The following is a 24205-nucleotide window of genomic DNA, read 5'->3' as shown; positions in this document are numbered from 1 at the left end:
CGATCAAGGTGGCGAAACCCGGGCGACACGTCGATGAGGCCGTCGTAGGGTGACCGGCGGCCTGTCGTACCCCGGGGGTAGACAGGTCGTGGTGGCCGGCGCGGTGGGGCGGGGTGGTCGTGATGAGCGTGGCGGGATCGACGCGGGAGCGGGCTCGCCCAGGGCTCCCGTGGGTGCCGGCGTACGCGGTGTTCGAGCACTACCTGGTGGGTCTACGACGCACCTGGCGGGCCGGGGTGTTCTCCTCGTTCCTGCTGCCGGTGCTGACCGTGCTCGGCTTCGGGTTGGGCGTCGGCGCCTACATCGACCAGGGCGTCGGCGGGGTGCGTTATCTCGACTGGCTGGTCCCCGGGCTGATCGCCTCGACCGCACTCCAGGTGACCGTCGGTGATTCGACCTGGCCGGTGTTCAGCAACTTCCAATGGGTCAAGACCTACTTCGCGCAGAGTGCGTCACCGCTGCGGGTGGGCGACATCCTGGCCGGGCACCTGGCCTTCGTGCTGTTCCGGGTGCTCACCACGATCGCGGCGTTCCTGCTGGTCACCGGGTTGTTCGGGGCGTTGCGGTCGCCGTGGGCGGTGGCCACCGTGCCGGTGGTGGCGTTGTTCGGGCTGGCCGTCGCCGCGCCGACCTTCGCGTACACCGCGTCGGTGACCAGCGACAGTTGGCTCGCGATGCTCTTCCGCTTCGCCGTCATCCCGATGACGCTCTTCGCCGGGGTGTTCTTCCCGGTCGAGTCGCTGCCCGACGCGCTGCGGTGGCTGGCGTACGTGACGCCGCTGTGGCACGCCGTCGACCTGTGCCGCGCGGCCACGCTCGGCGTCGCCCCACAGTGGTCGATCGCCGGGCACCTGCTCTACCTGGCCGCCTGGGCTGTCGCCGGCTGGCTGCTGGCGCTGCGCGCGTTCCGTCGCAATCTCGTCATCTAGGGAGGCTGTCGTGGTCACGCTGATCCTGCCCCGGCTGGTCGACGTCTCCGCCGCGTCCCGGCGGTCGGCGTCGGTGGTCGAGCGCAACGTCACGGCGCTGAAGTCGGTCTACTGGCTGCTGCTGCTCTCCGGCTTCGTGGAGCCGCTGCTCTACCTGCTCTCCATCGGCGTGGGCGTCGGGGCGCTGATCGGCGACCTGCCGCTGCCTGACGGGCGGCTCGTCTCGTACGCCGAGTTCGTGGCTCCGGCGATGCTCGCCTCCTCGGCGATGACCGGGGCGCTCGCGGAGACCACGTTCAACTTCTTCGGCAAGATGAAATACATGAAGCTGTACGACGGGATGATCGCCACCCCGGTACGGCCGTTCGAGATCGCCCTCGGTGAGTTGGGTTGGGCGATGCTGCGGGGGAGCGCCTACTCGGCCGCGTTCCTCGGGGTGATGGTCGCGCTGGATCTGACCAGCATCACCCGCGCGCTGACCGCCCTTCCGGCGGCGGTGCTGGTCGGGTTCGCGTTCGGGGCGCTCGGCATGGCGATCTCCACCTTCATGCGCAGCTGGCAGGATTTCGATCTGATGGGCTCGGCGCAGTTCACCCTCTTCCTCTTCTCCGGCACGTTCGTGCCGGCGCAGGCCTATCCGACTCTGCTGCACTGGTTGATCGAGATCACCCCGCTGTACCGGTCGGTGCACCTGATCCGCGGGGTCGCGCTGGGCAGCGGTGGCTGGGCCTGGCTGCTGGACGTGCTCTACCTGCTGGTGATGGTGGCGGTCGGCCTGCTGGTGGCCTCTCGCCGGATGGGCAGGTTGCTCTACAAGTAGGGGTTACCCGCGCCCGTCCACGGGGCATGTCCGGAGGTGACACCGCAGACGAAGAGGAGGGGCGATGGCCTCGAACGAGTCTTCCGCCCACCGGGAGCACGAGCGTGATCCCGCCAGCGCGCCGGTCGGACCCGACGACGGGCCGGACAGCCCTGCCGACCTGCCCGGCAGCGGCTGGAAGGCGGCGCTGCGCCGCACTGTTTCCGAATTCCAGGACGACAGCCTGACCGACTGGGCGGCGGCGCTGACCTACTACGGGGTGCTGTCGATCTTCCCCGGCCTGCTGGTGCTGATCTCGATCCTCGGCCTGCTCGGCAAGAGTGCCACCGAGGGCGTCAAGGACACCGTCAACCAGGCGGTGCCGAACGACAGCATCCAGAAGATCATCGAGGGCGCGATCGACACCGCCCAGCAGAACGGTGGTCTGGCCAGCGTCGCGGCGATCACCGGTCTGTTGGCCGCATTCTGGTCCGCGTCCGGTTACATCGGCGCCTTCATGCGTGCCTCGAACACCATCTACGACGTGCAGGAGGGCCGGCCGATCTGGAAGACGCTGCCGATCCGGGTCGGTGTCACCGCGGTGATCGGCGTGCTCCTGCTGCTCTGCGCGGTGATCGTGGTCTTCACCGGCCGCCTCGCTGAGGTGGTCGGTGATGTGGTCGGCCTCGGCTCGACGGCCGTCGCGGTGTGGGACATCGCGAAGTGGCCGGTGCTGCTGATCCTGGTCAGCCTGATGTTCGCGATCCTCTACTGGGCCTCGCCGAACGCACGGCACGGCGGGTTCCGTTGGGTCAGCCCGGGCGGTGTGCTGGCCGTGGTGATCTGGCTGGTGATCTCCGGCCTGTTCGCCTTGTACGTGAGTAACTTCAGCTCGTATGACAAGACGTACGGGGCACTGGCCGGCGTGATCATCTTCTTGGTCTGGCTCTGGCTCAGCAACATCGCGATCCTGCTGGGTGCCGAGTTCGACGCCGAGTTGGAGCGGGGCCGGGCCATCGCGGCCGGCCACGACGTCGACGAGGAGCCGTACGTCGAGCTACGCGACGACCGCAAGCTCCGCAAGAAGCGGAACTCCGCCGGCCGCCGCTGACGGGCCTCGCGCAAACTGCCCCGCCCAAATCGCCCCGCCACCGGAGATCGGCTGGCGGGGCGATTTGGTGTTCGTCGATGGCACTGCGGGCGAGCGGCCGCGGGCCGCCCGTGATCCTTTTCTTGATCGACTAGTAGCTTTTGTTCTTTCGGACAAAAGTTGGTCTCGGAACGGTTGAAGCTCTGGACAGGCGGTACGGAACGCTCTTACTGTGTCGGACACAACACATCGACATTGCGTCGATGTGAACCAGTCCGATGAAGAGGTGGCGCCCCGGTGCGGACCGTCGATCCCCTGCACGTGCGACTGTTGCGGTTGCTCCGCGACGAGGGGGCCGTGTCCCGGGCCGAGTTGGGCGACCGACTCCAGATGCCGCGCCCGCGCATGCTGGCCGAGCTGGATCGCCTGGTCGCGCTGGGTTATGTCGCCGAGGCGGGGCTCGCCGCCTCCCGGGGTGGGCGTCGCTCGACGCTGGTCGAGCTGAACCCGAAGCTGCGCTTCGCCGCCGTCGACCTCGGTGCCAGCTCGATCGACGTCGAGGTGGTCAACGGTCGCCTCGAACCGGTCGCGCACTACGCCGAGCCGGCCGAGATCCGCAACGGACCGAAGGTGACCCTGCAACGGGTCAACGAGCTGCTGCACAAGGCCCGGGTCGACGGCGCGTACGAGCGGTTGGACGCGGTCGGCGTCGGCGTGCCCGGCCCGGTCAGCTTCCGCGACGGCGTCCCGGTCTCGCCACCGATCATGCCGGGCTGGGACCGGTTCCCGGTGCGCGAGCTGCTCAGCCGGGAGCACGGCTGCCCGGCGGTGGTCGACAACGACGTCAACATCATGGCGATCGGTGAGCGGCACGGCGGGGTCGCGCACTCGGTGGACGACTTCCTCTTCGTGAAGATCGGCACCGGCATCGGGTGCGGCATCTACCTCACCGGCGAGGTCTACCGGGGCACCGACGGCTGCGCCGGCGACATCGGCCACATCCAGGTCGACCCGCACGGTCCGATGTGCTCCTGCGGCAACGTCGGCTGCCTGGAGGCGCTGTTCAGTGGCGCCGCGCTCGCCAAGGAAGCTACCGCCGCCGCCCGCAGTGGGGCGTCGCCGGCGTTGGCCGAGCGGCTGACCCTGCGTGGTGTGGTGACCGCACTGGACGTCGCCGAGGGCGCCGTCGAGGGCGACGTGACCTGTATCCAGCTGATCCGTGACGGCGGACGGCGGGTCGGCGGTGTGCTCGCCGGTCTGGTCAGCTTCACCAACCCGTCGATGATCGTGATCGGCGGCGGGCTGGCCCAGCTCGGGCACATCCTGCTCGCCGAGATCCGCAGCGTGGTCTACCGCCGGTCGCTGCCGTTGGCCACCGGCAACCTGCCCGTCGTGCTGTCCGAGCTGGGCGGTCGTGCCGGTGTCACCGGCGCGGCGGTGCTCGCGAGCGACGTCGCCTTCGGGGAAGCATCGTGAGCGAGGAGGAGACCGTGGCTCTGCCCGAGGATGCCCCCACCGCCGCGTCGGCCGAGGCCGTCGCCGAGGCGCCGCTGCTGGAGGCTCCCGCCGATACCGTCGCGGGCGAGGTGGTCCTGCGCCTCACCGATGTGGTCAAGACCTTCCCCGGCGTACGCGCGTTGGACGGCGTGCAGCTGGAGGTGCGTGCCGGCGAGGTGCATTGCCTGCTCGGGCAGAACGGCGCCGGCAAGTCCACGCTGATCAAGGTGCTCGCCGGGGTGCACCAACCGGATTCCGGGCAGGTGGAGTGGCGCGGTGAGCCGGCCACCTTCGCCAACCCGCAGGCCGCCATGCGCGCCGGCATCGCCACGATCTATCAGGAACTCGACCTCGTCGAGGATCTCTCGGTGGCGGAGAACGCCTTCCTCGGCCACGAGTACCGCAGCTTCGGGTTCGTCCGGCGCGGCCGGATGGCGCGGCACACCCGGCAGATCCTCAGTCGGCTCGGCCACGGTGAGATCCCGCCCGGGCGGATGGTCCGGTCGTTGCCGGCCGCTGGTAAGCAGATCGTCAGCATGGCGCGGGCGCTGTCGCACGAGGCCCGACTGATCATCATGGACGAGCCGAGCGCGGTGCTGGCCCACGATGAGGTCGGCAACCTGTTCCGGATCATCCGGGAGCTGACCGCGCAGGGCATCGCCGTCATCTACATCTCCCACCGCCTGGAGGAGATCCGCGAGATCGGCGACCGTGTCACCGTACTCAAGGACGGCCGGACCACGGCGGCCAACCTGCCGGCGCGCGAAACCCCGACCCGCGACCTGGTCAGCCGGATGACCGGCCGCACCATCGAGTACGTCTTCCCGGACCGGCCGACCGACGACGCTGTCGGTGCCGACCTGCTCCAGGTGGAGGGGCTGACCCGCACGGGTGAGTTCGCCGACGTCTCGTTGAACGTGCGCGCCGGGGAGATCGTCGGCATCGCGGGACTGGTTGGCTCCGGTCGCTCCGAGCTGCTGGAGACGATCTACGGTGCCCGTGTCGCGGATGCCGGTTCGGTCCGGATGGGCGGGCGGGTGCTGCGTTCCGGCGTGGGCGCGGCGGTGCGGGCCGGCATGGGGATGGCCCCGGAGGAACGCAAGAGCCAGGCGCTGCTGCTCGGTGAGCCGATCTACCGCAACGTCACGCTGGCCACCTTCGGCCGGTACGCGCGGCTCGGCTTCACCAACGCCGCCAAGGAACGCGCCGAGGCGGACCGGATCGCCGAGAGCCTGGAGCTGCGGCCCCGGGACGTCAGCCGACCGGTACGCACGCTGTCCGGCGGCAATCAGCAGAAGGTCGTGGTCGGTCGGTGGCTGCTCGGCGGCACCAAGCTGTTGCTGCTCGACGAGCCCACCCGGGGCGTGGACGTGGGCGCCCGGGCTGAGCTCTACCAGGTCATCCGGGCGCTGGCCGCTCAGGGCGTCGGGGTGCTGCTGGTCTCCAGCGAGGTGCCTGAGGTGCTTGGTCTGTCCGACCGGGTGCTGGTGATGCGGGAAGGGCGGGTCGTCCGCGAGGCCGCGGCCGGCGAACTCGACGAGAACACAGTGCTTGACCTCGTGATGGCGGGGTCCTTGATGGAAGGCGCACCGGCATGAGCGACGCGACTCCCACTCCCACCGCGACACCGGAGCGCCCGCAGCTTCCGGCGCAGTCGCCGCCGGTGGACCCGGCGGAGACGGCGGTGGCCAGCGACAAGGCAGGGTCCACGGGTCGGCTCTCCTGGTGGCGGGGGGACGGCGGCGACGGCGCCAAGCGCAACCTCGGTCTGATCGGTGTGCTGGCCGCGCTGATCCTGGTCGGTGCGGTCACCAAGCCGGACCTCTACGGCGACCCGAACTGGGTCTGGAACAACGTCCTGGCCATCCTGCAGCTCGCCTCGGTCGTCGGCGTGGTGACGGTCGGAATGACCTTCGTGATCATCGGCGGTGGCATCGACCTGTCGGTCGGGGCGATCGTCGCCCTGGCCGGCGTCTGGTGCACCACGGTGGCCACCCAGAGCTACGGCGCCGCTGGAATGATCTTCACGGCCCTCGTGGTCGGCATCTGCGTCGGCCTGGTCAACGGCGTACTCATCTCGTACGGGCGGTTGGTGCCGTTCATCGCGACCCTCGCGATGCTGGTGGCCGCGCGAGGGCTCGCGGCGTCGATCTCCAACAAGCAGACCCAGGTGTCGAGCAGCACCTTCATCAACGACATCGCGGCGCGCAAGGTGATCGGGATTCCGATCCTCGTCTACATCCTGGGCGCGGTGGTGGTGGCCGGGTGGATCGTGCTCAACCGGACGACCTTCGGTCGGCGGACCATCGCCGTCGGCGGCAATCCGGAGGCGGCACGGTTGGCCGGCATCAACGTCCGTCGGCACACGATGCTTCTCTACGCGCTCTCCGGTCTCTGCTGCGGCATCGCCGCCATCATGCTCACCTCCCAGGCCACCTCGGCGCAGGCGGCGATGGCCAACCTGTACGAGCTGGACGCGATCGCCGCGGCGATCATCGGTGGGACGCTGCTCAGCGGTGGTCGGGGCACCATCGTCGGCTCGCTGCTCGGCGTCATCATCTTCGCCACGATCACGAACCTCTTCGCCATCAACGGCCTCTCCATCGAGGCGCAGAACATGGTCAAGGGCGGCATCATCGTCGCCGCCGTCCTCGTCCAGCAGTTCCAGTTCAAGTCAGTCACTCGGCTCCTCGCGCGGAACAGGGTCACCACCGCAACCTGACGCACCGCACCCGTTGTCCTGGCGACGTCGAGATATTCGACAGTGGCCGGGCCCCGCACACCCTCATCACCTCAAATCCCGCTCCCAGGAGGTCATTCATGACCCAGCACAGTCGCGACCTGTCGCGCCGCCGGTTGCTCTTCGGTGGAGCCGCAGTCGGCGCCGCCACCCTCCTCACCGCCTGCACAAGTAACGACACCCCGGCCGCCAGCACCCAGACCAAGGCCGCCGGAGACAGTGCCGGCAACAACGCCCCGGGTAAGAAGGTCGTCATCGGCTTCTCCGCCCCGGCCGCCGACCACGGCTGGATGGGCGCGATCCACGCCAACGCCAAGGCGCAGGCCGCGGCGTACTCGGACGTGGAGTTCAAGGAGGTCGACGGTGGGTCGAACTCCGAGGCCCAGCGCTCCACGCTCGGCACGCTGATCGCCCAGAAGCCGGACATCATCGTCGTGCTGCCGCACGACGGCAAAGAGGTCAACGCCGTCGCGCTCCAGGCGATGCAGGCGGGCATCCCGATCGTGAACCTCGACCGGGCCTTCCCCGACGCGCTGGCCTCGCGGCTGGTCATCAAGGGCGACAACTACGGCATGGGCGTCTCGGCCGGGCACTTCATCGGCAAGCAGCTCAAGGACAAGGGCGTCGCCAACCCGGTGATCGGTGAGATCGCCGGTCTGGAGATCCCGCTGACCGTCGAGCGCAGCGCCGGCTTCGCGGCTGCCCTGGCGACCTACGGGTTCAAGGTGAACAACCGTCGCTCGGCCGAGTTCACCTCGGACAGCGGTCAGCGCGAGGCGGCCCAGTTGCTCCAGGCGCTGCCGAAGATCGACGCGATCTGGAACCACGACGACGACCAGGGCATCGGTGTGCTCGCCGCCATCAAGCAGGCCAACCGGACCGAGTTCTTCATGGTCGGCGGCGCGGGTTCGAAGCTCGCGATCGACGCGATCAAGGCCGACAACACGGTGCTCAAGGCGACGGTCACGTACAACCCGTCGATGGCCTCGTCGGCAATCTCCCTCGCGCGGCTCGTCGCGCAGGGCCGGGGCCTGGGCGACCTGACGGAGCTGCAGGTCCCCAAGGAAGTGACCCTCACCTCCGAGACGATCACCAAGGAGAACGCGAGCAGCTACGACAAGCTCGGGTTCTGACATACGGGGGGAGACCCACCTTGTCCACGACAGACAAAGAACTGCGGGTCGGCATGGTCGGCTACGCGTTCATGGGCGCCGCGCACTCACAGGCGTGGCGCACCGCGAACCGCGTGTACGACCTGCCGGCGCGGGCCCGGATGGCGTTGATCTGCGGTCGAGACACAGCGAAGGTGGCCGACGCCGCCGACCGTCTCGGCTGGGACGCGTACACCACGGACTGGCGTGACCTGATCAACCGGGACGACATCGACGTGGTCGACGTCTGCACCCCGGGCGACAGCCACGCCGAGATCGCCCTCGCCGCATTGGCCGCCGGCAAGCACGTCCTGTGCGAGAAGCCGTTGGCCAACTCGGTGGCGGAGGCACGGGCGATGGCCGCTGCGGCGGACCTCGCCCGGGCCTCCGGAGTGCGGTCGATGTGCGGGTTCAACTACCGCCGGGTCCCCGCAGTCGCGATGATGCGCCAGTTGGTCGCCGACGGACGACTCGGGGTGATTCGACACGTCCGCGCGGTGTACCTGCAGGACTGGATCGTGGACCCGCAGTTCCCGTTGGTCTGGCGGTTGCAGAAGGACAGGGCGGGCTCCGGCGCGCTCGGTGACATCGGTGCGCACATCATCGATCTGACCCAGTTCGTCACCGGTCAGCGGATCAGCGGGGTCAGCGCGGTCACCGAGACCTTCGTCAAGGAGCGGCCGTTGCCGGCCGAGTCGAGCGGTCTGGCGGCCACGGTGGACGGCAACACGTCGCCCACCGGGCCGGTCACCGTCGACGACGCCGCGGTCTTCGTGGCCCGGCTCGACGGTGGCGCCCTGGCCACGTACGAGGCGAGCCGGTTCGCCACCGGCCGCAAGAACGCCCTGCGTGTCGAGATCAACGGTTCGCTGGGCAGCGTGGTCTTCGACCTGGAGCGCCTCAACGAGCTGGAGTTCTATGACGCCACCCGGCCGGGCGTGGAGCAGGGCTTCACCCGCATCCTGGTGACCGAGGGCGAGCACCCGTACATGTCGGCGTGGTGGCCTCCGGGCCACATCATCGGCTACGAGCACTCGTTCACGCACCAGATGCGCGACTTCATCGAGGCGGTCGCCACCGGCGTCGACCCGGCTCCCTCGTTCGCCGACGCGTTGCAGGTCCAGCTGGTGCTGGAAGCGGTGACCCGCTCGGCGGAGCTCGGCTCATCCTGGACCGAGGTGGAACCGGCGCTGATCGCGGCGGCTGTCTGACCATTGACCATCCGCGATGGCAGTGTTCGCACCGCCATCGCCCGACTGGCTTTCCGAAGCCGACCGGCGAGGGACCGACCGCGGATTGCGCCCCGCGGTCGGGACGAGGTCGGCATCGGAGAGCGTGCAGCCGGGCCGTACGGCCCGGTGGCGCACGAGCAGGACGGTCGTCCGGTGCGACCGGACCGGGATTCCCCGGCCGCACCGGAGGACCGCCACCACCGGTGGAGATCCGGAGGACCTGATGGCACCGCCCGCCGTTGCCCCCACCCGTACCGCATCCGTTCGCCGATCTCCGGCGAGTCGTGCTCTGGTCGGTGAATCGGTGGGCACGGCGGCCTGAGACGCCCGGTCGGGGCACGCCAACGCCCTGACCGGTCGGATGCGGGGGAGACAGGGTCGAGACGCCGACCCGACCCTGTCTACCAGCCCCGTCTGCTCGCACCCGTACCGGGAACCGGTCCGGCGTCGTCGCCGCCGACGCCGACGTCGGAATCCGGTGCCGTCCCGGTGCGGGGCGGGCGGGCGGGGCCCATCCACCCAGGCCGTATCTTTCCGAAACATATTCTGATATTCCTATATTTAGCGGTACCGACGGTTTCTCCTGGACTGAAGGAGCACCATGCGAACAGGTGTCTGGCTGGTAGGAGCGCGCGGTTCCGTCGCGACCACCAGCATCGTCGGAGGGCTCGCGCTGCGGGCCGGCCTGGTTGGACCGACCGGTTGCGTCACCGAGCTGCCCGAGCTGCGCGGCCCCGCCCTGCCCGCCTTCGCCGACCTCGTCTTCGGCGGGCACGACCTGGCCACCACCCCCCTGTGCAAGCGCGCCGAGGCACTGGCCGACGCCGGTGTCATCCCCTGGCGGCTGGTCGCCGCGCTCCGCGACGAGCTGGGCGCGGTCGAGCAGGAGCTGCGCCCCGCACCGGTCGGCGCCACCCAGGCCGATCGGGCCGCCGCCGTGGTCCGCGACCTCACCCACTTCCGCGAGCGACACGAGCTGGACCGGGTGGTGGTGGTCAACGTCTCCGCCACCGAGCCGGCCCTCGACCGCACGCCGGGCACGTCGACCCGGCCGCGCTGCGCGCCGCCCTCGCCGGTCCGGACGAGGTGCTGCCGGCAAGCTCCCTCTACGGGTACGCGGCACTGCTGGCCGGTTGCCCGTACGTCGACTTCACCCCCTCCGCCGGACTGCGACTGCCGGCCCTGACCGCGCTGGCCGAAGAGGCTCGGCTGCCGTACGCCGGGCACGACGGCAAGACCGGGGAGACCCTGGTCAAGTCGGTGCTCGCGCCGATGTTCGCGATGCGCAACCTGGACGTGCGCTCCTGGTCCGGGTTCAACCTGCTCGGCGGTGGCGACGGCGCCACCCTCGCCGACCCGGCCGCGAACGCGGCGAAGGTGCAGAGCAAGCAGCGGGTGCTCGGCGAGACACTGGGCTACGTCCCGCAGGGCGGCACACGCATCGAGTACGTCGAGGAACTGGGCGACTTCAAGACCGCCTGGGATTTGATCACCTTCGCTGGCTTCCTCGGCACCGGCATGCGGATGGAGTTCACCTGGCACGGTTGCGACTCCGCGTTGGCCGCGCCGCTGGTGCTCGACCTGGCCCGGCTCACCGCCGCCGCCCATGCCGCCGGGCAGGTGGGGCCGCTGACCGAGCTGGGCTTCTTCTTCAAGGACCCGCTCGGCGCGCCCACCCATTCGCTGGGCGAGCAGTGGGCCCGGCTGACCAACTTCGCCCGGAAACTGCACGCCGGCGGGGACGGTGCCCATGACCTCGCTGGCTGACCTCGCCGAGCTGGTCCGGGCGCCGGCTGCGCTCTCGGTGCCCGGTGACGTGATCGCCGGAGCGGCGGCGGCCGGCGCGTTGAGCCGGCGTACCCCTGCTCTGGCCGGCGCCTCGGTGTTGCTCTACTGGGCCGGCATGGCCGCCAACGACTGGTCCGACCGGCACCTGGACGCCGTGGAGCGGCCCGAGCGGCCGATCCCCAGCGGGCGGATCACCCCGGCCGCCGCGGTCGGTCTCGCGGCTGGCCTCACGGCCGCCGGTGTGGGCCTGGCCGCCGCCGTGGGCGGTCGCCGTGCCGCCGCGCTCGCCGTGCCGCTGGCCGCCACCATCTGGGGGTACGACCTGCTGGCCAAGAACACCGCCGCCGGTCCGGCCGTGATGGCCGCCTGCCGAGGGCTGGATGTGCTGCTCGGCGCGTCCGGTGGCCGGGTGATCCGGGCGTTGCCGGCGGCGGCGACCGTCGCCGCGCACACCTGGACGGTCACCGCGTTGTCCCGCCGGGAGGTCACCGGCGCCGATGCCACCCTGCCGATGCGGACGTTGGCGGGCACCGCAGTCGTCGCCGCCAGTGCGGTCGTCGCCGCGCCCCGGCGGGGAGCCGTGCTGCCCGCCGTGCTGGCCGGGTGGTACGCGGCCCGCTACGGCGCGGCCCAGGCCGAGGTGGTCCGGGACCCGTCGGCCGGGCGGGTCCGCGCCGCCGTCGGCGCCGGGATCACCGGGCTGCCCGCCCTGCAGGGGCGCTCACCGCGCGGGGCGGAGCGGGCCTGCTCGGGGTGGCCGTCGCGGCGGCCGCGCCGCTGGGGCGCCGGTTGGCCCGGAAAGTCTCTCCGACATGACCGTTCCCCAGCCTCGACCCGCTGTGCCGGCCGGTGACGCCACGACCCTGCGCCTCGGGTACGGCACGAACGGCTTCGCCAACCACCGTCTCGACGATGCGCTCGCCGTGCTCGCCGATCTCGGCTACGACGGTGTGGCGCTCACGCTGGACCACGACCATCTGGACCCGTTCGCGCCCGGGCTCACGCGCAGGGTCGCCGCCGTCGGCCGACGGTTGGACGCGCTGGGTCTGGCCGTGGTGATCGAGACCGGCGCCCGCTACCTGCTCGACCCGTGGCACAAGCACGCTCCGACGTTGCTGCACGACGACCCGACCCGGCGGCTCGAGTTCCTGCGCCGGGCTGTCCGGATCGGCGCCGACCTGGGCGCGGAGGCGGTCTCGTTCTGGGCCGGTGTCCGGCCCGATGCGGTGTCACCGCAGTGCGCCTGGGACCGCCTGGTCGCGGGCTGCGCCAGCGTGGTCGACGCGGCCGACACCGCAGGCGTCACCCTCGGCTTCGAGCCGGAGCCGGGGATGTTGGTGCAGGACATCGCCGACTGGCGTCGGCTGCACGCCGCGCTCGGTGACCCGGCCCGCTTCGGCATCACCCTCGACATCGGCCATTGCCGTTGCCTGGAGCCGTGGCCGGTGCCACAGTGCGTCGCCGAGGTGGCCGGGCACCTGGTCAACGTGCAGATCGACGACATGCGCCGGGGCGTGCACGAGCACCTGGAGTTCGGCATCGGCGAGATCGACTTCCCGCCGGTGCTGGCGGCCCTCGCCGCAGCCGGGTACGAGGGCCTTGTCGCGGTGGAGTTGCCCCGCGACTCGCACGCCGCGCCCGCCGTGGCCGCCCGGTCGATCGAGTTCCTGCGCGCCGCCGCCGCGACCGCGGTGGCCGGCGCGCGGCCCATCGAGGACGAGGTGCTCCCAGGCGCCCTTTGCACTGCTTCAGCGGAGGCAACAGCGACCGTCCGCTATTCGGACAGTGGCCGTCGCGTGGAGTGAAGCAGAGCAAAGGGTGTGCCTGGGGCGCCTGCGGAGCAGCACAAGGGGAGGAGACGGGATGACACCGGATTCACTACGGGCCGCGCTGCGAGGCGTACCCGATCCCGATTGGCTGGACACGGCGCTGCGCCGGGTCACGGCCGAGCCCACCGCGATCACCCGGCTCTTCCCTGCCGCCGGCCGGCGCTGCGGTCGGGCCGCGCTGCCCGACGCCCCCGGCTGGACCGCCGACGACGCGGCCCGGGTGCTGCTGCTCACCAGCCTGCCCGGCGACCACGCGACGTACGCCGACAGCCTCTACCAGCACGGCGACGCGGCCGAGCGCCGAGCCGTGCTGCGGGCCCTGCCGCTGCTGCCGATCGGCGACGCCGGGGTGCCGTTGCTGCACGACGCGATCCGGACCAACGACACCCGGCTCGTCGCCGCGGCCCTGGGCCCGTACGCCCGGCACCTCGACCCGGCGGCCTGGCGGCAGGCGGTGCTCAAGTGCGTGTTCAGCGGCGTCCCCCTCGCCACGGTGGCCGACCTGGACGCTCGGGCCGACGGGGAGTTGGCCGCGATGCTGTCGGCGCTCGCCGCCGAGCGGCACGCCGCCGGCCGGGAACTGCCCGCCGACGCCACCGACCTGCTCGACCGGCTCACCGCCGCACTGCCCCGGGAGGCGTGAATGCGCATCTTCGACCCACACATCCACATGACCTCACGCACCACCGACGACTACGAACGGATGGCCGCCGCCGGAGTGCGCGCGGTGGTGGAGCCGGCGTTCTGGTTGGGCCAGCCGCGTACCAGCGCCGCCTCGTTCGCCGACTACTTCGACTCGCTGATCGGCTGGGAGCCGTTCCGGGCCGGTCAGTTCGGGGTGCGACACCACGCCACCGTGGCGCTGAACCCCAAGGAGGCCAACGACCCGCGCTGCCGGTCCGTCCTCGACCTGCTGCCCCGCTACCTCGACAAGGACGCGGTGGTGGCGGTCGGTGAGATCGGGTACGACTCGATGACGCCGGAGGAGGACGAGGCGTTCGCCGCGCAGCTCGCCCTCGCTGTGGCGTACGACCTGCCGGCGCTGGTGCACACCCCGCACCGGGACAAGGCGCGAGGTGTCGAACGCACTCTCGCGGTGGTCGCCGAATCCGGCATCGACGCGGGTCGCGTGGTGGTCGACCACCTCAACGAGGTGACCGTCAAGCTGGTCCGGGACAGCGGCTGCTGGCTGGGTTTCTCCATCTACCCGGACACCAAGATGACCCCGCTGCGGATGGTGGAGCTGCTGCGGGAGTACGGCACGGATCGGATGCTGGTCAACTCGGCCGCCGACTGGGGGCGCTCCGACCCCCTGCTGACCCGGGCCACCGGCGAGGCGATGCTGCTGGCCGGGTTCAGCGACGACGACGTGGACCTGGTGCTGTGGCGAAACCCGGTGGAGTTCTACGGGCAGTCCGGCCGGCTCGACCTCAGCGACCTGGACGTCGCCGCCGCCGTGGACCCGCAGACCGGCAACTCGATCCTGCGCGGCGGCAGCTGATGCGGCTGCGACACGCCGGCGGCGACACCGTCCACCTCGGCTACTGCACCAACGTGCACCCCGCCGAGGAGTTCACCGGCATCCTCGAACAACTGGACACCTACGCCGTGCCGGTCCGCGAGGCGCTCGGCAGTAACCTGCTCGGGCTCGGCCTGTGGCTGGCCGCCCCGGTCGCCGCCGAGCTGGCCGGCGACCCGACGCTGCGTCGCCGGTTGCGCTCCGAGCTGGACGCGCGCGGGCTGGAGGTGGTCACCCTCAACGGCTTCCCGTACGCGGCCTTCCAGGCGCCGGTGGTCAAGCACGACGTGTACCACCCCGACTGGACCACCGAGCAGCGATTGACGTACACCCTGAATCTGGCCCGGGTGCTCGCCGACCTGCTGCCCGACGACGCCGCCAGGGGCTCGATCTCCACGCTGCCGCTGGCCTGGCGGCAGCCGTGGGACACCGATCGGGCCGATGCGGCCCGACGCCGGCTGGACCAACTGGCCGCCGGCCTGGCCGCCGTGCAGCGGGACACCGGCCGTGAGGTGCGGGTCGGTTTCGAACCGGAGCCCGGCTGTGTGGTGGAGAGCACGAGCCAGGCCGCTACGTTACTGTCCGGTATGGACACCGAGCGGTTGGGCGTCTGCCTCGACCTGGCCCACCTGGCATGTGCCTGGGAGGAACCGGCTGCGGCGCTGGAACGACTGCAAGTGGCCGGGTTGCCCGTGGTGAAGGTGCAGGTCTCCGCCGCCGTCGAGGCGGCCGACCCGGAGGGTGGGGCCGACGCGTTGCGCCGTTGGGTGGAGCCCCGTTTCCTGCACCAGACCCGGGGCGCCGGGTGCGCCGGCCTGGCCGACCCGGCCGACCCGGCGTACGCGGCCGACGACCTGGACACGGCACTGGATCGGGAGCTGCCCGGCCCGTGGCGGGTGCACTACCACGTGCCCCTGCACGCCCCACCCGAGGAACCGCTCGGCTCCACCCTGCCCGTGCTCCGCGCGGCCCTGAGAGCGCTCTACAACGGCCCGGCCGCCGGGTGCGACCACCTCGACGTCGAGACGTACACCTGGGGGGTCTTGCCGGCCGCGCGGCGGCCTGGCACCGACGCGGAGCTGGCCGCCGGCATCGCCGCCGAGCTGGCCTTCGCCCGCGACGAACTGGTCGGCCTGGGGCTGACCCCGGAAAGCACTGTGACTGCGGGAGTGACGCGATGAGCCGGCGACTGGTAGTGCTCGACGTGGTGGGGCTGACCCCGCGACTGCTGGCGCACATGCCCCGGCTGCGGGGCGTCGCCGACGGCGGCTTCCGGGCCGAGCTGGGCACCGTGCTGCCCGCGGTGACCTGCTCGGTGCAGTCCACCTTCCTCACCGGCGAGCCGCCCAGCGGGCACGGGATCGTCGGCAACGGGTGGTATTTCCGGGAGTTGGGTGAGGTGCTGCTGTGGCGGCAGCACAACGCGCTGGTCGGCGGGGAGAAGCTCTGGCAGGCGGCCCGCCGGGCCGAGCCGGGCTACACCGTCGCCAACGTCTGCTGGTGGTACGCGATGGGCGCGGACGTCGACTGGACGGTCACCCCACGCCCCGTCTACTACGCGGACGGACGCAAGGAGCCGGACTGCTACACCGACCCGCCGGAGCTGCACGACGCGCTCACCGGGCGGTTGGGCACCTTCCCGCTGTTCACCTACTGGGGGCCGACGGCGGGGTTGCCGTCATCGCGGTGGATCTGCCAGGCGGCCGAGCAGATCCTGGCTGACGTGTCACCCGACCTGACCTTGGTCTACGTGCCGCACCTGGACTACGACCTGCAACGGTTCGGCCCGTCGTCGGCCCAGGCCGCCGCCGCGGCGGCCGAGCTGGACGCGGTGCTCGGGCCGCTGCTGGACGCGGCACGGGCTCGGGACGCCACCGTGGTGGTGCTGTCGGAGTACGGCATCACCGACGTGTCCCGGCCGGTGGACGTCAACCGGCTGCTGCGCGCCGAAGGGCTGCTGCGGGTGCACACCCAGGCGGGCATGGAATACCTCGACCCCTGGACGTCGAGGGCGTTCGCTGTCGCCGACCATCAGGTCGCCCACGTCTACGTCAAGGACCCGGCCGACGTGCCGGCGGTGGCGAAGCTCTGTGCCAGCCTGCCCGGGGTTGCCGAGGTGCTCGACGCCGACGGCAAGGCCGCGCACGGGCTGGACCATCCGCGCGCCGGTGAGTTGGTGTTGGTGGCCGAGCCGGACGCCTGGTTCACGTACTACTACTGGCTGGACGACGCTGTGGCGCCGGACTTCGCCCGGCTCGTGGAAATTCATCGGAAGCCGGGGTACGACCCGGCGGAGCTGTTCTTCGACCCGGCCAACCCCGGTGCCGCGAAGGCCCGCGCCGGGGTGGCCCTGGCCCGCAAGAAGCTCGGTATGCGCTACCTCATGAGCGCGGTCGGCCTGGACGCCGGTGCGCGGGCCGTGCGGGGCTCGCACGGCCGGCTGCCGGACGACCCGGCGGACGCCCCGGTGCTGCTCTGCTCCGACCCGACGGCCGCCCGGGACAAGATCGCGGCCACCGAGGTCAAGGCGCTGCTGCTGGAGTTGGCCGGGCTGGGCACCGGCGGTACGGGCGGGCCGGGGGAGAGGACATGACGGTCACCGTCGCGCCCACCGACGCGAGCGGGCTGCGGGCGCGCTTCGACGCCGAACTGGCCGGGTTCCTCGACCGGCAGGGCCCGGACTGGCCGGACGGCGCCCCGCGCGGCGTGTTCACCGCGCTACATCGGTTCGTGCTGGCCGGTGGAAAGCGGATACGCCCGCTCTTCTGCTACTGGGGCTGGCGCGGGACGGGAGCGCCCGACGGCACCCCGATCGTGGTGGCCGCGGCGGCCCTGGAGTTGTTCCACGCGTTCGCGCTGATCCACGACGACATCCTGGACGGCAGCGACCGCCGCCGGGGTGAGCCGTCGGTGCACCGGCTCTTCGCCGATCTGCACGCCCGCTCGTCGTGGCGCGGTGACCCGGAGTCGTACGGCCGCAACACCGCCCTGCTCTGCGGTGATCTCTGCGCCGCCTGGTCGGATCAGATGTTCCACGAGTGTGGGCTGAGCACCGAACAGGTGCACCGGGGATACGGCGTGTTCGCGCTGATGCGTACCGAGGTGATCGCTGGTGAGTACCTGGACCTGGTCTCGGGCGTGGGTGACGGCTCGGTGGCCAGCGCGCTCACCGTGATCCGGATGAAGGCTGCCCGGTACACGGTCACCCGGCCGCTGCAGATCGGCGCGGCCCTGGCCGGCGCGGGGCCGGAGCTGCTCGCCGCGCTGGGCGAGTTCGGTGACCCGCTGGGCGACGCGTTCCAGCTCCGCGACGACGTGTTGGGTGTCTTCGGGGACCCGGCGGTCACCGGCAAGTCGGTCCTGGACGACCTGCGTGAGGGCAAGCCCACGGTGATGATGGCGCTGGCCCGCAGCGCCGCCGACCGGCCGCAGAGCATCCGGCTGCGGGAGCTGTTCGGCAACCCGGCGTTGGACGGCGACGGCGCGGCAGAGCTGCGCGAGATCATCGACGCGACCGGCGCGCGGGAGCGGATCGAGCAGATGATCCGGGTTCGGACCGAGGCCGCGCTCGCCGCCTTGCAGACCGCGATGGTGGCCGACGAGGCTCGCGCGGCGCTGGTTGCGCTGGCCGCACAGGCGATCGACCGCCGCGCCTGACCGGTGACTTTCGATCAGATCGACAAAAGTTGATGCTGAATCACCGGAAGGTATGGACACATCGACACGTGCAATTTAGTGTCGTGACCAACACGACAATGTTTCGTCGAGGTGAACCGGCGGCGCGGTAACCCATCGACCCCCACCATCACCGCTACGGCATCCGGCGCGACGGCGCGCGCCCGCCTGGCAGTCATTCGTCAGGAAGGGGCAGCACAGATGTCCATGAAGGACGCTCCACAACATCGATCCCGACGATGGTTCTCCGCCGGATCGGCAGCGCTGCTGGTGGTCGCCGCCGGCACGGTCGCACTCGCCGCCGGCCCGACCCCCGCGCAGGCGCACACGATCAACGCGACCGACTTCCAGCAGGTCGAGCTCGCCCGCGGCGTCACCGACATGGGTGAGCCGATGTCGCTGGCGGTGCTACCGGACCGCTCGGTCCTGCACACCGCTCGCAACGGCACCCTGCGCCGCACCGACGCCAACGGCACGACCTCCCTGATCGGCACCCTGGCGGTCTACAACCACGACGAGGAAGGCCTACAGGGCGTCGGGGTCGACCCGGGCTTCGCCACCAACCGGCAGATCTTCCTGTACTACGCCCCGCCGCTGTCCACCCCCGCCGGCGACGCGCCCGCCACCGGCACCGACTTCTCGGCCTGGAACGGCGTCAATCGGCTCTCCCGGTTCACGCTCAACAGCGACTTCACGATCAACCAGGCCAGCAAGGTCGACGTGCTCGACGTCCCGGCCAGCCGCGGTCTGTGCTGCCACGTCGGCGGGGACATCGACTTCGACGCCGCCGGCAACCTCTTCCTGTCCACCGGCGACGACACCAACCCCTTCGAATCGGCTGGCTACTCGCCCCTCGACGAGCGGACCAACCGCAACCCGGGGTACGACGCGCAGCGCAGCGCCGGCAACACCAACGACCTGCGGGGCAAGATCCTGCGGATCAAGGTGAACACCAACGGCACCTACTCCATCCCGGCGGGCAACCTCTTCGCGGCCGGCACGGCCAAGACGCGGCCGGAGATCTACGCGATGGGGTTCCGCAACCCGTTCCGGATCAGCGTGGACAAGGCCACCGGGGTCGTCTACGTCGGTGACTACGGGCCGGACGCCGGCACCACCAGCTCCACCCGTGGGCCGTCGGGTCAGGTCGAGTTCAACCGGGTCGCCGCGCCAGGCAACTACGGCTGGCCGTACTGCACCGGCACCAACACCTCCACCGAGACGTACAACGAGTGGGACTTCGCGGCCAACACCACCGGTGCGAAGTACAACTGCACCGGCGGTCCGACCAACAACTCGTTCCGCAACACCGGTCTGACCACCCTGCCGCCCGCCCAACCGGCCTGGATCCGGTACGCCGGCGACGCCGGCACCCCGACCGAGTTCGGCGGTGGCTCCGAGTCCCCGATGGGTGGCCCGGTCTACCGGTACAACGCCTCGTCGACCTCCACCACCAAGTTCCCGCAGTCCTTCGACGGGCAGTTCTTCGCCACCGAGTTCGGCCGAGGCTGGATCAAGCCGATCCACGTCAACTCCGACGGCTCCCGGGGCACCATCGACACCTTCCCCTGGGTCGGCAAGCAGGTGATGGACTCGGCGTTCGGCCCGGACGGCGCGTACTACGTGCTCGACTACGGCACCGGCTACTTCAACGGTGACGCCAACTCGGCGCTCTACCGCTTCGACTACGTCGGTGGCGGCAACCGGGCGCCAACCGCGGTGGCCAGCGCCAACCGCACCTCCGGTGCGGCCCCGCTCGCGGTGACCTTCTCCTCGGCCGGCTCGTCCGACCCGGAGGGTGGCACGCTGACCTACTCGTGGGCGTTCGGTGACGGGACCACCTCGACCTCGGCCAATCCGTCGAAGACGTACAGCGCCAACGGCACCTACACCGCCACGCTGACGGTCCGGGATCCGCAGGGCGCCACCGGCAGCAGCAGCGTGCAGATCAACGTGGGCAACACCGCGCCGACGGTGACCATCAACAACCCCGGCAACGGTCAGCTGTTCAGCTTCGGCGACACGGTGCCGTTCAGCATCACCGTGACCGACCCGGAGGACGGCACGATCGACTGCACGAAGGTCAAGATGACCTACGTGCTCGGGCACGACCAGCACGGGCACCAGATCACCTCGCAGACCGGTTGCTCGGGCTCGATCACCATCCCGGTCGACGGTGAGCACGACGACGCGGCGAACATCTTCGCGATCTTCGACGCCGAGTACACCGACGCGGGTGGGCTGACCACGCACACCCAGCACACGCTGCCACCGCGGCACCGGCAGGCCGAGTTCTACGGCACCTCGTCCGGGATCAACGTGTTCAGCAAGACCACGGCCGAGGGCGGCAAGACCGTCGGCGACATCAACAACGGTGACTGGATCGCGTTCCAGCCGTACCGGCTGGGCAACGTGACCTCGTTCAACGCCCGGGTCTCCTCGGGAGGTGCCGGTGGCACCCTCCAGGTCCGGGCCGGCTCGGCCACCGGCACGGTGCTCGGCTCGGCCACGGTCCCCGTGACCGGCAGCTGGGAGACCTTCGCCACGGTGACCGGGACGATCGCCAGCCCGCCGACCGGCACGACCACGCTCTACCTGACCTTCGCCGGGTCAGGCACCGGGGCGCTCTACGACCTGGACGCGTTCACCTTCGTCACCGGAACCCCCACCGGCGGGGGTGGCCCGATCAAGGGTCTCGGCGGGAAGTGCCTGGACGTGCGCAGTGGCGCGACCGCCGACGGCACGCAGATCCAGATCTACACCTGCAACGCCAGTGCGGCACAGAACTGGACTGTCACCCCGAACTCCACGATCAAGGCGTTGGGCAAGTGCCTGGACGTCTCGGGTGGTGGCTCCGCCGATGGCACCAAGATCCAGCTCTGGACCTGCAACGGGACCGGGGCGCAGAACTGGGCCGCACAGGCCGACGGCACGCTACGCAACGCTGCGTCCAGCAAGTGCCTCGACGTCTCCGGCAACAACTCCGCCGACAGCACGGTGGTCCACCTCTGGACCTGCTCCGCCGCCGCCAACCAAAAGTGGATCCTGCCCTGAGCTGAGAGGTAGGGGGCCCCTTGTCACCGCCTAGTGTTGGGCAAGGGGCCCCTCCTAACCGCAATTAGGAGAGCGATATGCGCAGACTCCTGCGACCCGTCCTCGGTGCGGCCATGGCCGCCCTCGCCGTCATCGCCTGCACCACCCCGGCCAGCCCCGCCAGCGCCGCCGACGCCCCGTACGACGTGCTGGTCTTCTCCAAGACCGCCGGCTTCCGGCACGACGCGATCCCGGTCGGCATCCAGACCATCCGCGACCTGGGTGCGGCGAACAACTTCACCGTCACCGCCACGGAGGACGCTGCCGCGTTCACCACCGGCAACCTCGCCCAGTACGAGGCGGTCGTCTTCCTCAACACCACCGGCGACGTGCTCAACGCCAGCCAGCAGACCGCCTTCGAGTCGTACATCGGCTCGGGTCGCGGGTACGTGGGTGTGCACGCGGCCTCCGACACCGAGTACGACTGGCCGTTCTACGGCAACCTCGTGGGCGCGTGGTTCGCCTCGCACCCGGCAATCCAGCAGGCCAACATCAAGGTGGAGGACCGGGGGCACGCGGCGACCGGGCACCTGCCGCAGACCTGGACCCGCACCGACGAGTGGTACAACTACCGGACCAACGCCCGGTCGACCGCCCACGTGCTGGCCACGCTGGACGAGTCGTCGTACTCCGGTGGCGGCATGGGCGCCGACCACCCGCTCAGCTGGTGCAAGAGTTACAGCGGCGGTCGCTCCTTCTACACCGGCGCCGGGCACACCCAGGCGTCGTACGCGGAGCCGGCGTTCCGGACCCACCTGCTCGGCGGCATCCGGTACGCCTCCGGTCGGAGCAAGGCCGACTGCCGGCCCGAGACCGGCTACACGCCGATCTTCAACGGCTCGACGGCCGGCTGGTCGCAGGCCGGCCCGGGCAGCTTCAGCAACTCCGACGCCACCCTGACCTCGGTGGGCGGCATGGGGCTGTACTGGTACAACACCAAGCAGTTCACCAACTACTCGCTGAAGCTGGACTGGAAGCTGGCCGGGGACGACAACTCCGGCATCTTCATCGGCTTTCCGCCGTCCAGTGACCCGTGGTCCGCCGTGGACAACGGCTACGAGATCCAGATCGACGCCACCGACGCCGCTGACCGCACGACCGGGTCGGTCTACACCTTCAAGTCCGCCGACATCGCTGCCCGCGACGCGGCGCTCAACGCGGCGGGGGAGTGGAACACCTACGAACTGCTGGTCGAGGGCGAGCGGCTGCAGATCTTCCTCAACGGGGTGAAGATCAACGACTTCACCAACACCAACCCGGTTCGCTCGCTGGCTGGCCACATCGGCATCCAGAACCACGGCACCGGTGACGACGCCTCGTTCCGCAACATCCGGATCAAGGAGTTGGGCACCACGCCGCCGCCGACCGGGAACACCACGGTCCAGGCCGAGGCGTTCAGTTCGGCCAACGGGGTCACCCCGTTCACCAAGGCCGGCGCCAACGGTGGGCAGACCATCGGCTACATCGACCCGGGCGACTGGGCCGCGTACAACGGCGTCGACCTGACCGGGGTCACCTCGTTCACGTCCCGGGTCGTCTCCGGCGGAGCGGGTGGCACCATCCAGGTGCGTACCGGTTCGGCCACCGGCCCGGTGCTCGGCTCGGTCGCGGTGCCCAACACCGGCAGCTGGACGACCTTCGCCAACGTCACCACCACGCTGTCCAACGTCCCGTCCGGCACCCAGAACCTCTACCTCACCTTCACCGGTAGCGGCACGGGGCTCTTCGACGTGGACGACTTCACCCTGGTCAAGGGGAGCGGTGGCACGCCCGGGGTCGGCCCGATCAAGGGTCTCGCCGGCAAGTGCCTGGACGTGCGCAGCGGCGGCACCGCCGACGGCACCCAGGTCCAGATCTACACCTGCAACAGCAGCACGGCGCAGACCTGGACCGTGACGCCGAACTCGACGATCAAGGCACTCGGCAAGTGCCTGGACGTCTCCGGCAGCGGCACCGCCGACGGCACCAAGATCCAGCTCTGGACCTGCAACGGCAGTGGGGCCCAGAACTGGGCGGCCCAGTCCGACGGCACCCTGCGCAACCCGTCGTCGGGCAAGTGCCTGGATGTCTCCGGCAACAACTCGGCGGACAGCACCGTCGTGCACCTCTGGACCTGCCTAGGTGCGGCCAACCAAAAGTGGACCCTGCCCTAACCAACGCCCCCATGCTCGCCGATCTTGCACTTTCGGTCGTGCAGATGTCGCTATTGCGGCACTAGTCCCGACAGAGAGTGCAAGATCGGCGGCGCGTGGTGGGGTTCACAGTCCGCTGCCGTACCTTGACCAGCATGGGGCGGTTCGCGCAGTGGCGCGGGATGGTGCTGGCGCAGGGGCACCGGCTGCGCGGTGCGCTGCGCCAGGCCGAGGAGCCGGACGATCCGCTCACGCCGGCGCCCAGCCTGAACCGTCTCGACGCGCTGGTGGAGGGCTTCGCCGCCGGCCAGCCGGTGCGCTGGAAGTTGGCTGGCCAACCCCGGCCACTGCCCGGCCCCGTCGACGTCGTGGCGTACCGGATCATCGAGGAATCGCTGACCAACGCGTGCCGGCACGCGCCGGGCGCGCCGGTCGCGGTCCGCCTGCGTTACGACCCCACCGGCATCACCATCGAGGTACGCGACGAGGGCGCCGGCCCCCCGCCGTCAGGCGGGGGCACCCAGAGCGCCGGGCGAGGTCTGCTCGGGGTACGCAGGCGCGCCGAGCGGCTCGGCGGCACGTTCTCCGCCGGCCCTCGCGCCGGTGGCGGCTTCACCGTGCGGGCCGTCCTGCCAGCGCCCGAGGAGCTGGCGGAATGATGATCCGGCTGCGGGGCTTTCGCGATGGGGTGCTGCGGAAATAGGGTGGGGGCGGCGACCGTGCTGGTGGCC

General features: G+C 70.7%; 18 protein-coding genes and 1 pseudogene. All 19 read left to right on the top strand.

Annotation, left to right across the window (positions count from 1 at the left end; translation table 11 throughout):
- Positions 1 to 122 precede the first annotated feature (122 nt).
- Entirely contained in the window at positions 123 to 929 is an 807-nt protein-coding gene (locus PCA76_RS25540; protein ID WP_272612973.1) for an ABC transporter permease, read from the top strand.
- Between the two features lie 10 nt (positions 930 to 939).
- Entirely contained in the window at positions 940 to 1749 is an 810-nt protein-coding gene (locus PCA76_RS25535) for an ABC transporter permease (RefSeq protein ID WP_272612972.1), read from the top strand.
- 64 nt (positions 1750 to 1813) lie between these two features.
- Positions 1814 to 2839, top strand: coding sequence for a YihY/virulence factor BrkB family protein (locus PCA76_RS25530; RefSeq protein ID WP_272612971.1), 1026 nt, complete (start codon positions 1814 to 1816; stop codon positions 2837 to 2839).
- Positions 2840 to 3115: 276 nt separating this feature from the next.
- The gene (locus PCA76_RS25525; protein WP_272612970.1) at positions 3116 to 4294 is read left to right on the top strand and encodes an ROK family protein; all 1179 of its coding nucleotides are present in this window, start codon (positions 3116 to 3118) and stop codon (positions 4292 to 4294) included.
- A 110-nt stretch (positions 4295 to 4404) separates the two neighbouring features.
- A complete protein-coding gene (locus tag PCA76_RS25520) occupies positions 4405 to 5913 on the top strand; it encodes a sugar ABC transporter ATP-binding protein (RefSeq protein ID WP_272619610.1) in 1509 nt (502 codons plus the stop codon).
- On the top strand, positions 5910 to 7037 hold the full coding sequence (locus tag PCA76_RS25515; RefSeq protein WP_272612969.1) for an ABC transporter permease: 1128 nt from the start codon (positions 5910 to 5912) through the stop codon (positions 7035 to 7037). Before PCA76_RS25520 ends, PCA76_RS25515 begins: the two co-directional genes overlap by 4 nt.
- Before the next feature lie 98 nt (positions 7038 to 7135).
- A complete protein-coding gene (locus PCA76_RS25510; protein ID WP_272612968.1) occupies positions 7136 to 8188 on the top strand; it encodes a substrate-binding domain-containing protein in 1053 nt (350 codons plus the stop codon).
- A 53-nt stretch (positions 8189 to 8241) separates the two neighbouring features.
- On the top strand, positions 8242 to 9417 hold the full coding sequence (locus tag PCA76_RS25505; protein ID WP_442930280.1) for a Gfo/Idh/MocA family protein: 1176 nt from the start codon (positions 8242 to 8244) through the stop codon (positions 9415 to 9417).
- 622 nt (positions 9418 to 10039) lie between these two features.
- Positions 10040 to 11205 (top strand): annotated as a pseudogene (locus PCA76_RS25500) (inositol-3-phosphate synthase).
- Positions 11189 to 12079, top strand: coding sequence for an SCO3242 family prenyltransferase (locus PCA76_RS25495; protein WP_272612966.1), 891 nt, complete (start codon positions 11189 to 11191; stop codon positions 12077 to 12079). Before PCA76_RS25500 ends, PCA76_RS25495 begins: the two are co-directional and overlap by 17 nt.
- Positions 12039 to 13031, top strand: a complete 993-nt coding sequence (locus PCA76_RS25490) for a sugar phosphate isomerase/epimerase family protein (protein WP_272612965.1) — start codon at positions 12039 to 12041, stop codon at positions 13029 to 13031. The genes PCA76_RS25495 and PCA76_RS25490 overlap by 41 nt, the downstream gene beginning before the upstream one ends.
- A gap of 58 nt (positions 13032 to 13089) precedes the next feature.
- Entirely contained in the window at positions 13090 to 13698 is a 609-nt protein-coding gene (locus PCA76_RS25485) for an EboA domain-containing protein (RefSeq protein ID WP_272612964.1), read from the top strand.
- Positions 13699 to 14556 carry a TatD family hydrolase gene (locus PCA76_RS25480; protein ID WP_272612963.1) on the top strand — a complete coding sequence of 286 codons (858 nt, stop codon included), beginning with the start codon at positions 13699 to 13701 and terminating at the stop codon, positions 14554 to 14556. It begins immediately after the preceding gene.
- Positions 14556 to 15755, top strand: a complete 1200-nt coding sequence (gene eboE / locus PCA76_RS25475) for a metabolite traffic protein EboE (RefSeq protein WP_272612962.1) — start codon at positions 14556 to 14558, stop codon at positions 15753 to 15755. Before PCA76_RS25480 ends, eboE begins: the two co-directional genes overlap by 1 nt.
- Positions 15752 to 17167, top strand: a complete 1416-nt coding sequence (locus tag PCA76_RS25470; protein ID WP_272612961.1) for an alkaline phosphatase family protein — start codon at positions 15752 to 15754, stop codon at positions 17165 to 17167. The genes eboE and PCA76_RS25470 overlap by 4 nt, the downstream gene beginning before the upstream one ends.
- A complete protein-coding gene (locus PCA76_RS25465; protein ID WP_272612960.1) occupies positions 17164 to 18231 on the top strand; it encodes a polyprenyl synthetase family protein in 1068 nt (355 codons plus the stop codon). Before PCA76_RS25470 ends, PCA76_RS25465 begins: the two co-directional genes overlap by 4 nt.
- Before the next feature lie 219 nt (positions 18232 to 18450).
- The gene (locus PCA76_RS25460) at positions 18451 to 21303 is read left to right on the top strand and encodes a PQQ-dependent sugar dehydrogenase (RefSeq protein ID WP_272612959.1); all 2853 of its coding nucleotides are present in this window, start codon (positions 18451 to 18453) and stop codon (positions 21301 to 21303) included.
- A gap of 77 nt (positions 21304 to 21380) precedes the next feature.
- The gene (locus PCA76_RS25455; RefSeq protein ID WP_272612958.1) at positions 21381 to 23495 is read left to right on the top strand and encodes a ThuA domain-containing protein; all 2115 of its coding nucleotides are present in this window, start codon (positions 21381 to 21383) and stop codon (positions 23493 to 23495) included.
- Between the two features lie 134 nt (positions 23496 to 23629).
- A complete protein-coding gene (locus tag PCA76_RS25450) occupies positions 23630 to 24133 on the top strand; it encodes a sensor histidine kinase (RefSeq protein ID WP_272612957.1) in 504 nt (167 codons plus the stop codon).
- Positions 24134 to 24205 lie beyond the last annotated feature (72 nt).

The sequence above is a fragment of the Micromonospora sp. LH3U1 genome, assembly GCF_028475105.1.
Classification (GTDB): domain Bacteria; phylum Actinomycetota; class Actinomycetes; order Mycobacteriales; family Micromonosporaceae; genus Micromonospora.
The sequence above is the reverse complement of the archived record's forward strand: the minus strand, read 5'-3'. Positions and strand labels throughout refer to the sequence as shown.